Origin of the sequence: Chryseobacterium sp. YIM B08800, assembly GCF_026163565.1 — a bacterium.
GTDB lineage: Bacteria > Bacteroidota > Bacteroidia > Flavobacteriales > Weeksellaceae > Chryseobacterium.
Map to the genome: position 1 here is coordinate 51,686 of NZ_JAPDKN010000019.1, position 14,563 is coordinate 66,248.

The following is a 14,563-nucleotide window of genomic DNA, read 5'->3' on the forward strand; positions in this document are numbered from 1 at the left end:
AAAAATTTATCTTACAAATTTATTGATTTTTATTTAAATCAATATCATGTATTTAAGCTCTGTAATGCAAGTATTAAAAATTAGATCTTCTAAATTCTGCCTGTTGAATCTTACTGCTTGAGATCGTTTCTTCCGTTAATGGTGCCGATTCTACAACAACATTGTGTGAAGTAACGCCCCAAGATTTGAAGTCATCACTACCGATATATTTAACAAAATTATAAATATTTAACGTTATTTTTTGTTTTACCGTTAAAAGAATATCGTTGATATAGGTGTTATCTATGATTACATACTTCAAATCTGGCGGAACATTGTGCGCTCTCAAAGAAGGATGGCTGCTTCGTGAAGGAATCGTTCCGTCTGCCATTAAATCCTTTAAAACCATATTGAAATAGTCATTGATTCTGCGATCTACTTTAAATCCTAAAAGGAAATTGATTTTATAGATTGTTCCAGGCAAAATCTCATCCACACTGTATTTAAAAGTATAAGGATCTTCCTGATTGACAATGCTCAGAATAAAATAATGATCAGCTCTTTTCGGTTGTTTTTTAATGATAGAATAAATAATTTTCGATTCTATTTCATCATTTCGTTTTGCACGACTCAGATACGCAAGATTGGTACAATATTTTGGAATTGTTTCATCCAATTTCATGTCTTTGATGATAGAAACATATTTGTCGATCTTCACATAGCTTGTGAAATTGGCTTTTAATAATCTTCCGTTATACCAAGCGTACATACAAACCGCAATGAAACCTCCAAGAACCATCGTTAACCAACCGCCATCGAAGAACTTAATCACATTCGCATAGAAGAATCCAGATTCGAGGAAAAGATAAATAGCTACAAAACCAAAAAGAAATACTTTATTAAGTCTTGTACGGCTCAGCCAATATGTCAATAAGATTGTGGTCATCAACATTGTGATGGTAATTGTTAAACCATACGCTGCTTCCATGTGTTCTGATTTCTGGAAGAAAACAACGACGATGAAACAGAAAAACATCAATCCCCAATTGATTCTTGGGATATACATCTGTCCTTTTACTCCCGAAGGATATTCGATATGCTGATTCGGCCAGAATGAAATTGACATTGCCTCAGAAAACATCGTAAACGAACCTGTAATTACCGCCTGACTTGCAATAATTGCCGCTAAAGTTGCCAAAATTACTCCCGGTAAAACAGCCCATTCCGGCATAATTCCGAAGAAAGGATTGACTCCCGTGAAAACTTTTTCATAGTTATCTAACAACCAAGCTCCTTGTCCTAAATAATTCAAAATCAACATTAATTTAACAAAAAACCAGCTTACACGGATGTTTTTTGCTCCACAATGTCCTAAATCTGAATATAAAGCTTCAGCTCCAGTTGTACATAAAAACACAGCACCCATAATTACAATTGCGCTTGGTGAATGGGTAATCAGGTTATAGGCATACATCGGATTGAATGCTTTTAAAATTTCAATATGATCAGAAATATGCATTAATCCAAAACCTCCTAAAACTAAAAACCAGGTTACCATAATAGGCCCGAAGAATTTTCCGATAGAAGCAGTTCCGAATTGCTGTACGACAAAAACAATGAAGAGAATAAATAAGGTAATGAAAACAACAGGTGTTTCGGGATTGTAAATTTTAAGCCCTTCAATTGCAGACATTACAGTAAGAGAAGGGGTAATCACGCTATCTGCAACCAAGGTTGATGCTCCGATGATGGCGACGACGTAAAGCCATTTCTTTTTTAGCTTTTTAACTAAAGAATATAATGCTAAAATTCCACCTTCACCGCGGTTATCAGCTTTTAGAGCGATAATTACATATTTAAGGGTTGTCTGAAGTGTTAAAGTCCAGATAATACAAGAAAGTGCACCTTCAATGTAAGCATCGAAAGGCATTGTAGAGCCATCTTTCCTTGCATTGACAATTGCTTTCATTACGTAAAGTGGTGATGTACCGATATCTCCGAAAACAATTCCGAGAGAAACAATTACTCCCACAAATGAAAGCTTCTTAAGGTCGAAATGATGACCTCCTTCTGTAACTTCTGCCATGTCAGCTTATTATTTTTAAAAGCGCAAATTTATATTAAATTTATCAGCCACCGTCACATTAGTCATGCATTGTATAAATGAAAAAACTTCCTTTCGGAAGTTTTTTTCTATAATCGCATAATATTATTTCACGTACATCGCTTTTTTGATTTCCTCTTTCACTTTTTCAAGTTTAGGGAACCATTCTGCAAATAAAGCAGACGAATAAGGAGCAGGTGCATCAGGAGTAGTAATTCTCTTGATTGGTGCATCCAAATAATCAAATGCTTTTTGCTGTACCATATAAGTAATCTCTGAAGATACAGAACCAAATGGCCAAGCTTCTTCTAAAATTACCAATCTGTTTGTTTTCTTTACTGAAGCTAAAACAGTATCGAAATCTAAAGGACGAACTGTTCTTAAATCGATAACTTCTACAGAAATACCTTCTTTAGCCATATCTTCAGCTGCCTGAAGAGCCAATTTCATGATTTTTCCGAAAGAAACTAAAGTAACATCAGTACCTTCTCTCTTGATATCAGCTTTTCCTATTGGTAAGTAATATTCTTCTTCAGGAATTTCCATTTTGTCTCCGTACATCTGTTCAGATTCCATGAAAATTACCGGATCGTTATCCTGAATTGCAGTTTTTAATAATCCTTTCGCATCATAAGGGTTTGAAGGAACTACTACTTTAAGACCCGGAACGTTTGCGAACCAGTTTTCAAAAGCCTGAGAGTGCGTTGCTCCCAACTGACCTGCAGAAGCTGTAGGACCACGGAAAACAATCGGACAGTTCCACTGACCACCACTCATCTGACGGATTTTTGCTGCGTTGTTGATGATCTGATCGATCCCAACAAGAGCAAAATTGAATGTCATATATTCTACAATTGGTCTGTTACCATTCATTGCAGCGCCCACAGCGATTCCTGTGAAACCAAGTTCTGCGATAGGTGTATCGATTACGCGCTTAGCACCAAACTCATCCAACATTCCTTTAGAAGCTTTGTATGCACCGTTATATTCTGCAACCTCTTCTCCCATTAGAAAAATGGATTCGTCTTTACGCATTTCCTCACTCATTGCCTGCGCAATCACTTCACGAAAAGTATGTTCTGCCATATTTATTTGAAAAATTTAGAGTACAAAAATAGTGTTTTTTTATTATTTATATAACAAAAAAGACAACTCATTGCTGAGTTGCCTTAATATTTAATATTATTTTAAACTGATTAGTTTACTTTCTGCCAAACCTGTGTTCTGCCTAAAATAGAAACTCCCATATATCCTCTTACATTTAGCTTATCTCCGCTTTTTGTAATGGTACATTTGTAAGTTTTACCTGTTTTAGGATCTGTAATGGTACCTCCTGTAAATTCATCGCCATCTTTTGCCAAGCCTCTGATGATTTCCATGCCCAAGATTGGTTTCCCTTTTCTGTCATCTTTACAGCCTGTACAGTTAGGATCAGCAGGTTTTATCAATAACTGAGATACTTTTCCGTAATATTTACCATCAGATTTTTTGTAGATTTCAACAATAGATTTCGCCTGTTTAGTTTCATCATCTATGGTTTTCCATTTTCCTTCGATTTGTGCAAAAGACATCACACTGAATAGTGAAAGTACAAATGTTGCTAATAATTTTTTCATATTATAGAGTTTAATTTAAATTATAGATTCTTAAATTCTTAATTAGTTAAAAATAGACATAAATTTTAAACACACAAACATTTTTATTATCCTTTGCATATATAACAGCCGAAAAAACTATTTCAAAAATTAAACAATTAAAAATCAGTTCAACTTTCTATTGATCACACGGTTCATATAATCCTGATACCACGCTTTTGCCACTTGTTTTCCTTTTTCGGTTTCGGGAGATTTTATTTTATCATTCAGGTTATTTTCAAAACCTAAATCATTTTTATCATAAATTCCGATAATGTTTTTACCATCAAATCTATAAATATAGTTTCCGTAAATAAACTGTTCCGAAGTTCCGTCTGAGTTGACGATCAAAGGCTGGTATTTTTTTTCGCTCACCAGACTTCTGCCCCAGCTTCTTATTTTTTTATTGTATCCGATCAAATCTGCCAACGTAGGATAAATATCAATTTGCTGTGCCAATTCATCATTTACTCCTTTCAACTGATATTCAGGATTTGGAGAATAAAAAATCAACGGCACCGCAAAACGGTTCATCGCTTTCTCATATTCAGAATAATAAACCTGATTGGTATGATCTCCTGTAAACACAAAAATGGTATTTTTAAACCAAGGTTGTTTTTTGGCAGTTTCAAAATATTCCTTGATTGCATAATCGGTGTATTGTATTGGTTCATGCATTTCAATGTTACCTTTTTTAAATTTCCCGTTATATTTTGCAGGAATTTTAAACGGATGGTGTGAAGATGCTGTAAAAACGGTTGCCATAAAAGGTTGCGATTTTCCTACATTCTTAGCAAAATACTGTAAAAACGGTTCATCCCAGATTGCCCACATTCCATCAAAATCTTCATTATGATTGTATTCGTCTTTTCCGAAATAATGTTTAAATCCAAGAATATTTCCAAAACCTAAAAATCCCATCGAACCATTCGGAGCACCATGATAAAATGAAGTATCATAACCCATATCATTACAAACCGAAACAATCGACTGAATTTTCTGATTAGAATAAGGCGAACTCGTAAAAGCATCCATCAAGCTCGGAATTCCCGCCAAAATACTGCTCATCCCATGAATAGACTGTCTTCCGTTGGCAAAAGTATTTGGGAAAATCAAACTTTCGTTTGCCAAACTATCAATAAATGGCGTGTAAGAAACGTAATCTTTAATATTTTTATCTTTATTAAAAGCACCCGAATATTCTCTTCCGAAAGATTCTACAATAAAAATCACAATGTTTGGTTTATTCTGAATCTGTCTTTCGTAAGTTTTGTAGGGATTAATATTTTCATCAATAAATTTTTCATCAACAAAATGAACTTCTTTAAAATTATTGGTTCGCATGGTTCTGAAAAACGAAAAAGTAGAATTCAGAACGATATTTCCCTGAAGTGGAGTCTTTACAAATTTATTGGCATCCACTAAGTTAATCGGTCTTGTACTGTGTTTAAAATCACCTCTGATTCCGCCAACAATTAATACCGCAGAAATACACAAAGTCACCACAGACCAAATAAAATAAGGAATGAGTTTTACAGGCTTTTTATAATTAATTTTAAATCTTTTATACAGAAAAACCCATGTAGCCATTAAAAATACAAACCAAATAATCACAAAAGGATGCTCTGTGACAGAAGCTGTGAATACTTTGAAAATATTCGTCTCGTGTTTTGCCACCTGAAAAGCTGCAGAAGTAAGCCTTGCCTGAGAAAATTTATAATAAATAAAATCCCCAAAATTCATCGCATACGCAATTCCGTTGGTGATAAAATACAGCCAGATCATAAATTTCTGATATCCGCTTTTTGTATTGATTACAATCGGAATTAAACTCAACAAAATAAATAGAGCATTAACGTACAATATCGCAGTTGTATCAAATGCAATCCCGTGGTAAGCCAAGCTCAGATAATCTGAAACACTGTCAACTTTTATCAGATCTTTATTGAAAAACCAAAACAAAAGTCTCGCGATTTGATAAAAAACGAAAGCCAAAAAAAGCCTGTAACACAAAACAAGGATCTCTTCTTTTCTGAATTCTTTGAAAAATTTCATTTTTAAATAGTATTGTTTTTAAAAGTCGATTATTTATCGGTTGCAAAATTACATTAAATTCATATGTAGATATTTATTTTTTTAAAGGTCGTATGCAATCGCCAATCTATATTGACCTATCTTTCACTGTCAGTTATAGTGATTTCATAGGATTCTAATTTTTAGTTGATATTAATTAAGGTTAAAATTTTTAAAAAATGTAATTTTGCTTCTATGAATTTCATTAAGAACAATCTGGCAAACGCCATTACGCTGGGCAACCTCTTTTCGGGTTGCGTTGGTGCTGTACATTTGATTTTAGGTGATTACCAAACGACTGCGATCTGCATTATTTTATCTTTGGTCTTAGATTTTTTCGATGGTTTTGTGGCAAGAGCCTTAAAAGCCAATTCCAATTTGGGAACCCAGCTCGATTCTTTGGCAGACATGGTAAGTTTCGGATTTATTCCGGGATTGGCGATGTTTAAAATGCTGGAACCGTTCGGAAATGAACTTTTCGGATTACAGCTTCCTTTTGAAATTAAATATTTGGGGTTTTTAATAACGCTTTTCTCTTGTTTGAGACTGGCTATTTTCAATCTGGATGAAGAGCAGAAATATTATTTTAAAGGCTTGAATACTCCTTCAAATACAATTTTGGTTTTTGGATTATTTTATGCTTTCAAAGAAACCCAAAGCTTTAGTTTCCTTCTTGAAAATGCATTATTTTTATTGATCTTCACTGTAATTTCTTCTTGGATTCTTATCAGTCCGATTAAAATGATTGCTATGAAATTCAAATCGATGAAACTACAGGACAATTATCCGAAATTAGCTTTATTAATTGGATCAATTCTTATTTTAGCGATATTTAAAATTGTCGGGATCTCGATGGTTATTCTTTATTATATTTTTATTTCAATTATATTTCAAAAACAACTGAAGTAAGAAGCTGGATGGTGGAAGCTGGAAGTTTTATTCTGATTCCATTTTCAAATTAATACATTCTCAAATTTTCAAATTATAAAAAATGAACTTAAAACTGCATAAACCTCTTTGCGTATTTGATCTTGAAACAACTGGAACAAACGTTGGAAAAGACAGAATTGTTGAAATCTGTATTTTAAAAGTAAACCCTGACTCATCAAGAGAAAGCAAAACATGGAGAGTAAATCCTGAAATGCCGATTCCTGTTTCTTCGAGTGAGATCCACGGAATTTATGATGAAGATATCAAAGACGCGCCAACTTTCAAAGAAATTGCTCCAAAAATTGTTGAGATGATCTCCGGATCTGATTTAGGAGGTTTTAATTCAAACCGTTTCGATGTGCCTTTGTTGGCTGAAGAATTACTTCGTGCAGAATTTGATTTTGACTTAAACAAATTCAAATTAGTGGATGCACAAACAATTTTCCATAAAAAAGAACCAAGAAATCTTGGAGCTGCTTATCAGTTTTACTGTGGAAAAACTTTAGAAAATGCCCATTCTGCAGAAGCTGATGTTTTGGCTACGTTTGAAGTTTTGGATGCCCAAGTTGGAAAATATGATGATATTTCTAATGAAATTGCCGAGTTAAGTGAATTTTCTACTCAGAATAAATTTGCAGATTTGGCCGGAATGATTCATTACAATTCAAAAAATCAGGAAATTTTTGCTTTCGGAAAATACAAAGGTCAGGTTGTAAAAGAAGTTTTCCAAAAAGATTTGGGTTATTTCGGATGGCTGCAAAATGCTGATTTCCCTTTGTACACCAAGAAAGTTTTTACTAAAATTCAGCTTTCAAGTAAATTTTAAGTTTAATAGTCTTTTAATTTTCTATAAGGTATGAAAATTGAGTTATAAAAAATTAAAAAAAAATGAGCGATTTAGTTAAGTTTAAATTTTACGAAACTGCACTTGAAGCCAATCGCGACAAGCAGATTCTTGCCGAAAACGGCATCAACAGTTTTATCGCAAACGAACAGCTGATTCAGTCGGATTGGTTGCTTTCACAAGCTGTTGGCGGAATTCAGCTACAGGTTTTTGAGGATGATTTTGAAAATGCCGAAAAAGTCTTAGCTGATTATAAAGAAAATGAAAAGTTTGCTCTTGAAGTAGAACACACAATTGAAGATCCAAAATTTGATTTTGTCTGTCCGAAATGTGGCTCAAATCACATCTATAAAGATGACAGATCAACAAGTTTTTTTGGAATTTCCTTACTTTCGAGCGACAGATATGTGTGCTACTATTGTGAGAATGAATTTACGCATTGAGAAGATGGAAGATGGAAGTTTGATGTTGGGTGATGGAAGTTGACATGATTGAGGATAAATTTAAGATTGATTTACTTCGATAAGCTCAGCACAGGCTAATTCCACTTTTTTGCAATAATACATTTGAAATGACATGCGGAATTCCCCTCCTTTGGAGGGGTGGCGAAAATTTCAAAGAAATTTTTGACGGGGTGGTCTTAAACGCAAAAATTTTAATTAGCCCCGATTGCAGCGACATCCTTTTGTGTAGCGAAGCGGAACAAAAGATACAGCGGAAAGCGGGAAAAAGCTCTTAAAAAATACTACTAATAAATAACAATGAGTGATTCTGAGATTGTTTTTTCGCTTCGCTCATCACAATGACAAATAAATTATGAAAATAATCTGCATAGGAAGAAATTACAGCGAACACGCAAAAGAATTGGGAAATGCTATTCCCGATCAACCTGTGATTTTTATGAAACCCGACACCGCGGTTTTAAAAGGAAACGATTTTTACATCCCTGAATTCTCCAATGATGTACATTACGAATTGGAAGTGGTGGTAAAAATTTCAAAAGGTGGAAAATACATCCAAAAAGAATCTGCTAACAAACATTATGAAGAAATCGGTTTGGGAATCGATTTTACAGCAAGAGATTTACAAAGCGACCTGAAATCTAAGGGTCTTCCGTGGGAACTGGCAAAAGGTTTTGATGGTTCTGCAGTGGTAAGCAGTTTTTTTAAAAAAGAAAATTATAATCTTGAATCTTTGAATTTTTCACTTCTAAAAAACAAAGAAAAAGTACAAAACGGAAATTCAAAAGATATGATCTTCAGTATTGATGATATTATTGCTTTCGTTTCGCAGTATTTTACATTAAGAGTTGGTGATCTGATCTTCACAGGAACTCCGGAGGGTGTAGGAAAAGTATCTGAAAATGACGTATTGGAAGCCTATCTTGAGGAAGAAAAAATCTTAGATATAAGAATTATGTAACATTATCATTTAAGATTGGTCTGTTTTTTTCATATCTTTAAGAAGACTTAAATTACAAATTCAAAGCTTATGATAAACATTATTTTACCTGTAGATTTTGGGGAGAAAACAGACCAGCTTGTTGATGGCGCAGTAAAATTTGCCAAAGAAGTAAACGGAAAAATTTGCCTTATTCATGTTGCGCCAACAGATATTGGTTTTGCAATCGGAGATATGGGATATCAGTACTTTCCGGAAGTGGAAGAAAATGAAATAAGAGAAGAACTGGTTCTTTTAAATAAAATCAACCAAAGAGTTCTCGCTCAGGATGTAGAATGCGAACATATTCTGAAACAAGGTATCGCAAAAGATATTATTCTGGAATATTCTGATCTTAAAAATGCCAGTTACATTGTAATGGGCTCTCATGGAAGAAGTGGCATTTACGATGTATTTGTAGGAAGTTTAACCAAAGGATTAACGAAAAGCTCGAAAATTCCGGTATTGGTTCTTCCAATTCACGAATAAAATATATTACTTATCAACGTAAAAAAGACCGATCAAAAATTTTGACCGGTCTTTTTCTATATAACCAATTAATTAACCTTCTTTTTTATAGATCGCAGGATCGTAGTAAGGGTGCTTCCCTTCTGTAGGAGAATAATAATCTTTGTCTTTGTCTCCACCAAGAGTTACCACCAAAACGTAGCACCAATACGTGAATAGTACGCAACATACTGCGAACAAAATCCAGTTTAAAACGTTTCCAAAAATATCGTAGAAACCAAATGCCCATTTGAATGCATCACTTAAGAATAGAAAGAAAGACGTCATTATTTTCCTTTTTTAAATTAACTTTGCACAAATTTATAAAAAATGTTTAGATTACTTTCAAAAGAAAGCAATATTTTTTCAATTCCTGTGTACATTGGTTTTCTGCTTTTAATAGTAATACTATTTAACATCCTGAATTTCAATACTTATGAAGGGATTATTGCAGGAATTACTTTTGTAGGAATTGCATTGGGATATTTCTGTTTCAACGCCATTGATCTTAATTATCACACTCATTTACCATTGTTCCTCTACACATTTTTTATTTTCGGATTGTACGATGGCAATATCGACCTCGGAATTGCAGTTGCCATTCTTACCAATTCTTTTCTTTTGCTGCTTTTAACGAGTACAAATGAAGATGTAAGAAAGAAATCATACGTTTTGGTAGGCTCTATTGTTGCGCTCAACTTTATATTTTTGCCAACAACCTGGCCGATGATGATTTTCGTATTGATACATTTAATAGTTACTTCAGAAAGAGTTGCTTTAAATATTTTCAGATTTTTGTTGGGAATTATCCTGATTGGACTGAGCTATTTTTCGGTGATGTTTTTCTTTCAGTTCAATTCCTGGAATACCGATTACATTCCTTTTGGAAAAATAGAAATGATGACGGATTACACAGACTTATTTTCGCTGATTCCTATCGCTTTAATGCTAATTTATGCAATATATGACCACTTTACTCATTATAATAAGAAAAGCCCTGTAAGCAGATATAAATATACTTTTTTGCTGGTTTTTTCTTTGGCTCAGCTTATAAGCATCGTTCTTTATATGAATAAAAGCTACGAATATTTATTACTTCTGGCTTTCCCTTCAACGATCATCTTAAGCAGAATGTTTAAGTTTTTACCTAAATACTGGATGCAGGAAACCTGTGTTTGGTTAACGATTGTAAGCTTATTTGCTTTTAAAGCAGGAACTCACTTTAATTTATTTTAAAAAAAAAAGATTATGATTCAAATAGACGATAAATTAATTTCTGAAGATATTTTTTCTGAAGAATTTGTTTGTAACCTTACCAAATGTAAAGGTGCATGTTGTGTAGAAGGCGATGTAGGAGCTCCTTTAGACAAAGATGAGCTTGTGATTTTAGATAATATTTATGATAAAATAAAGCCTTATCTTACAGAAGCAGGTATTAAAGCACTGGACGAACAAGGAACTTGGACAACCGATCCTTCCGACGGAATGTATGTGACACCAATGGTGGAAGATGCAGAATGTGCTTATGTAACATTCGACGAAAAAGGAATCACAAAATGCGGAATCGAAAAAGCTTACGAAGATGGCGCTGTAGATTGGCAGAAACCAATTTCGTGTCACCTCTACCCGATCAGAGTTACCGACTATTCTACATTCTCAGCTTTAAACTATCATGAGTGGAATGTTTGCAGCGACGCCTGTACTTTAGGAAAAGAACTTCAGGTTCCGGTGTATAAATTCCTTAAAACTCCGCTTACCAGAAAATATGGTGAAGATTTTTATGCTACTTTGAGTGATGTTGCTGAAGAGTGGAAGAAAGAATATGGGAAATAGTTGATAGTTGATAGTTGATAGTTGATAGTTGAAAAATAAATGATTTCGCTATTATTATATTTCGATGCCTTTAAAGTCCCGAAGGGACGACTTAATAAGGAATAGGATGAAGTCCTGTTAATGATGATTTCAATTAAATGCAATTATCACAAAACATTTTAGCATTATTCTTAAAAAAACAAACCACCGCAGAAAAATTTCTTCGGTGGTTCTCATTATATGTAATCGACTAAGATTATTTTGCTGCAGAAGCTTTTACTGCTCCAGAAGCTTCTTTTTTAGGAGCATTTTCCCAACCGTCTTCTGGCATTAAAGTAGCTATAATTCTGTTTTTTGTCAGGTATTTCTTAGCAACATCCTGTAGATCTTTTACAGTCAATGCTTTTACTTTTTCCTGATAATTTAAGATTTCGTACTTATCGCTTCCGTCTAATTGGTTTTTAGAAATAGCATTCATCCAATAATTATTGTCTTTGATGTCTGTTTTATAATCATTCATCTCCCCTTCTTTGTACTTATCAAGATCTTTTTGTTCCGGACCTTTATCTATTAGTTTTTGAAGTTCTGCAATGGCACTTTTCGTCAGTTTATCTGCATTTTCAGGTCCACAAGGGAAGCTTAAGCTAAAACTATAGCTGCTGTAAGGTACTTTCCCCATATAACCTCTTGCTCCACCGCCGTAAATTCCACTTTCGTCTTCTCTCAGTTTTTCAATAACTTTGATGGTTGCCACTTCACCTAATGCTGAAAGTGCCAAAGCTTCTTTCTCGTTATAAGGAGCTTCACCCGAATAAACGATCTGAACCATACTCTTCGGATCTTTACCTTTTTTATAGACTTTGGTATAATCTCCGGTGATTCCTCTATATCCTGTGTCTTTGAAATTGGTAGTTTTTCCTGTAGTTGGTAAACTTGCGATATACTGTAAAACTTCATTTTTAAATTTAGCTTCATCAATATTTCCTACAAAATAGAAGTGGAAGTTTCCGGCGTTGGCAAATTTCTCTTTGTAAACATCGTACGCTTTTTTATAATCTGTCGCCGCCCAGTCTTTTTCCATTGGGATAATTCCGATGAATCTCGGGTTTTTCTGATTCGTAAACTTAGCATGTTCACTTGAAAAATAGAACTGAGGATTTGAAAGCAAATTATCGAGCATTGCAGACTGCTTTACCTTATAAGCATTGAATGCTTCAGGACTGTAATTTAAACTTGTAAAATAAGCATAAACAAGCTCCATTGCAGTACCAAGATCTTTCTGATTGGTTCTTCCTGAAATCCCTTCAAAAGTATTGCTGATGTAAGGATTTACACTTACCTGCTTTCCTGCCAAATAATTGGTAAGATCTGCTTTTGAAGCACCGCTTACTCCAGCTTCGGTTAAAGCCTGATAAGCAAACTGAGTTTTATTGTAATCTGCATCATTTAATAATGAGTTTCCGCCTAAACTTCTTGCTGAGAAAACGATCTCATCATCTTTAAAGTCGGTTTTTTTGAAGGTAACTTTTGCACCGTTACTTAGCGTCCACGTTGTAGTTCCTAATTTAGCATCGGTTTCAGTTTTAGCAATTTTACCTTCAGACTTGAATGGTTTTACTAAATTTTTAATGGTTGCTTTTTCTTCGTAAGGCTTAAGATCAGCCATTTTTACATCATCAAAAGTTTTTAGAACCAAAGCTTCTGTAGGCATCGTTACATTGTCTTTTTTAGGACCTGTAATTACAATTACTCTACTGTCTTCTTTCACCATTTTTTTGATGATATCATTGGTTTGAGCCAATGTTACAGATGGTAAGAAGCCTTTCACATCTTCATATTCCCAGGCAATTCCCGGCATTGGTTCCTGCTCCAGGAAGTTTCTTACGTATTCGTCTACCAACATATCACTTTCCGTCTTGTCGCGGTTATTGTAAGATCTTTCCATATTAGAAATGATCTGAGATTTTGCTCTGTCTAATTCACTTTGTGTAAAACCAAATCTTTTGGCTCTTTCAGTTTCTTCTAAAAGTACTTTTAAAGCATTAATTTGATTCCCTTCTTTTACCATCGCAAATCCCTGGAAAGCTTCTTTAGTTCTTGCATACGTTCCACCATGATAAACAGATCCGAAAGTAAACGGCGGATTATTAGAATTCACCAATTCTCTTAATCTGTTGTTCAGCATTTGTGTCGCCAAGTTTTCAACCAAACTTTGGTTGTATTGTTCAACGGTAACATCAGGTTTATAAGAATCTGCATCCTTCATGATGAACTGAACCATAGAATTAGTCGCATCCGGATCGGTTTCTATCGCCACTAAAGTTTCTTTGTGATTAGGAAGATCAAAAGTTTTTCTTTCTCTCGGCTTAGAAGGGTTTTTGTATTTGCTGAAATTGGTTTTAATTTTCTTTTCTACCTCGTCTACATTAATGTCACCTACCACAACAATTGCCATCAGATCCGGTCTGTACCAGTCTTTGTGAAACTGCCTGATCACTTCAGGCTTAAAGTTTTCCAGAACTTCTTTTTTACCGATAGGAAGTCGGTTTGCGTATTGAGAATTGTAAAGAAGCTTTGGTAAATATTTATCAGACATTCTTTTGTCTGCCCCTAAACCTAATCTTAATTCTTCTAAAACAACTCCTCTTTCTTTATTGATCTGCTCATCCGTCAATGTTGCATTAAATGCCCAATCTTCCATTACTTTCAAACCAGAATCCAGATTCCCGGGTTTATCTAAAGGAACAGGAAGCATATAAACGGTTTCGTCAAAACTTGTATAAGCATTAAGGTGTTGACCAAATTTAACTCCAATCGACTGTAAAAAGTCTACTAATTTGTTGTCTGGAAAGTTTTTGGTTCCGTTGAAGTTCATATGCTCCATAAAGTGAGCAAGCCCTCTTTGGTTTTCGTCTTCAAGGATAGATCCTGCATTGATTGCCAATCTGAAATCTACCTTTTTCTCAGGTAAAGTATTCTTTTTGATGTAGTACTTCATTCCGTTTGGAAGAGTACCTGTTCTTACAGAAGGATCCATCGGGATATTTTGTGCAAAAGCCATAGACGACATTAAAACTATTGCCGCTACTGATGATAACATTTTTTTCATACAATTTGATTTTTAAATCTGTTCTTGGAGATAAAATTAAAAATTAATCCCAGTATGAAGAAATTTAATCCCTATTTTTTTAGTTAAACTTACGTTAAAGTTTAAAAACAAAAAAACCAGCAAAAAGCCGG

Annotated in this window: 13 protein-coding genes; 7 read left to right on the forward strand and 6 right to left on the reverse strand. The window is 34.2% G+C overall.

What is annotated here, in order from left to right; translation table 11 throughout:
* Window positions 1–73: 73 nt before the first annotated feature.
* From OEW74_RS08880 to OEW74_RS08895, 4 genes are all read right to left on the reverse strand, one after another.
* Window positions 74–2,065, reverse strand: a complete 1,992-nt coding sequence (locus tag OEW74_RS08880) for a KUP/HAK/KT family potassium transporter (protein WP_265428126.1) — start codon at window positions 2,063–2,065, stop codon at window positions 74–76.
* Between the two features lie 123 nt (window positions 2,066–2,188).
* On the reverse strand, window positions 2,189–3,169 hold the full coding sequence (locus tag OEW74_RS08885) for a pyruvate dehydrogenase complex E1 component subunit beta (RefSeq protein ID WP_265428127.1): 981 nt from the start codon (window positions 3,167–3,169) through the stop codon (window positions 2,189–2,191).
* Between the two features lie 110 nt (window positions 3,170–3,279).
* Window positions 3,280–3,699: a DUF2147 domain-containing protein gene (locus OEW74_RS08890; protein ID WP_265428128.1), complete on the reverse strand. Its 420-nt coding sequence runs from the start codon at window positions 3,697–3,699 to the stop codon at window positions 3,280–3,282.
* Between the two features lie 144 nt (window positions 3,700–3,843).
* Window positions 3,844–5,772 carry an LTA synthase family protein gene (locus OEW74_RS08895; RefSeq protein ID WP_265428129.1) on the reverse strand — a complete coding sequence of 643 codons (1,929 nt, stop codon included), beginning with the start codon at window positions 5,770–5,772 and terminating at the stop codon, window positions 3,844–3,846.
* 213 nt (window positions 5,773–5,985) lie between these two features.
* Between OEW74_RS08895 and OEW74_RS08900 the strand changes: the two genes are divergently transcribed.
* The 5 genes from OEW74_RS08900 to OEW74_RS08920 all read left to right on the forward strand — a co-directional run bounded on the left by OEW74_RS08900 (window position 5,986) and on the right by OEW74_RS08920 (window position 9,493).
* Window positions 5,986–6,699, forward strand: a complete 714-nt coding sequence (locus tag OEW74_RS08900) for a CDP-alcohol phosphatidyltransferase family protein (protein WP_265428130.1) — start codon at window positions 5,986–5,988, stop codon at window positions 6,697–6,699.
* 82 nt (window positions 6,700–6,781) lie between these two features.
* Complete coding sequence (locus OEW74_RS08905) at window positions 6,782–7,546, forward strand: 3'-5' exonuclease (RefSeq protein ID WP_265428131.1); 765 nt, start codon at window positions 6,782–6,784, stop codon at window positions 7,544–7,546.
* Window positions 7,547–7,608: 62 nt separating this feature from the next.
* Window positions 7,609–8,007 carry a putative signal transducing protein gene (locus OEW74_RS08910; protein ID WP_265428132.1) on the forward strand — a complete coding sequence of 133 codons (399 nt, stop codon included), beginning with the start codon at window positions 7,609–7,611 and terminating at the stop codon, window positions 8,005–8,007.
* Between the two features lie 373 nt (window positions 8,008–8,380).
* Window positions 8,381–8,986, forward strand: a complete 606-nt coding sequence (locus OEW74_RS08915) for a fumarylacetoacetate hydrolase family protein (protein ID WP_265428133.1) — start codon at window positions 8,381–8,383, stop codon at window positions 8,984–8,986.
* Between the two features lie 69 nt (window positions 8,987–9,055).
* Complete coding sequence (locus OEW74_RS08920; RefSeq protein ID WP_265428134.1) at window positions 9,056–9,493, forward strand: universal stress protein; 438 nt, start codon at window positions 9,056–9,058, stop codon at window positions 9,491–9,493.
* 72 nt (window positions 9,494–9,565) lie between these two features.
* Here the strand turns inward: OEW74_RS08920 and OEW74_RS08925 are convergent, their stop codons facing one another.
* Complete coding sequence (locus OEW74_RS08925) at window positions 9,566–9,799, reverse strand: DUF6341 family protein (RefSeq protein WP_175621109.1); 234 nt, start codon at window positions 9,797–9,799, stop codon at window positions 9,566–9,568.
* A 42-nt stretch (window positions 9,800–9,841) separates the two neighbouring features.
* Between OEW74_RS08925 and OEW74_RS08930 the strand changes: the two genes are divergently transcribed.
* Both OEW74_RS08930 and OEW74_RS08935 read left to right on the forward strand, forming a co-directional pair.
* On the forward strand, window positions 9,842–10,747 hold the full coding sequence (locus tag OEW74_RS08930; protein ID WP_265428135.1) for a DUF6427 family protein: 906 nt from the start codon (window positions 9,842–9,844) through the stop codon (window positions 10,745–10,747).
* Between the two features lie 12 nt (window positions 10,748–10,759).
* Window positions 10,760–11,344: a DUF3109 family protein gene (locus OEW74_RS08935; protein WP_265428136.1), complete on the forward strand. Its 585-nt coding sequence runs from the start codon at window positions 10,760–10,762 to the stop codon at window positions 11,342–11,344.
* Window positions 11,345–11,579: 235 nt separating this feature from the next.
* Here the strand turns inward: OEW74_RS08935 and OEW74_RS08940 are convergent, their stop codons facing one another.
* Window positions 11,580–14,432 carry a M16 family metallopeptidase gene (locus tag OEW74_RS08940; RefSeq protein ID WP_265428137.1) on the reverse strand — a complete coding sequence of 951 codons (2,853 nt, stop codon included), beginning with the start codon at window positions 14,430–14,432 and terminating at the stop codon, window positions 11,580–11,582.
* Between the last annotated feature and the right edge of the window lie 131 nt (window positions 14,433–14,563).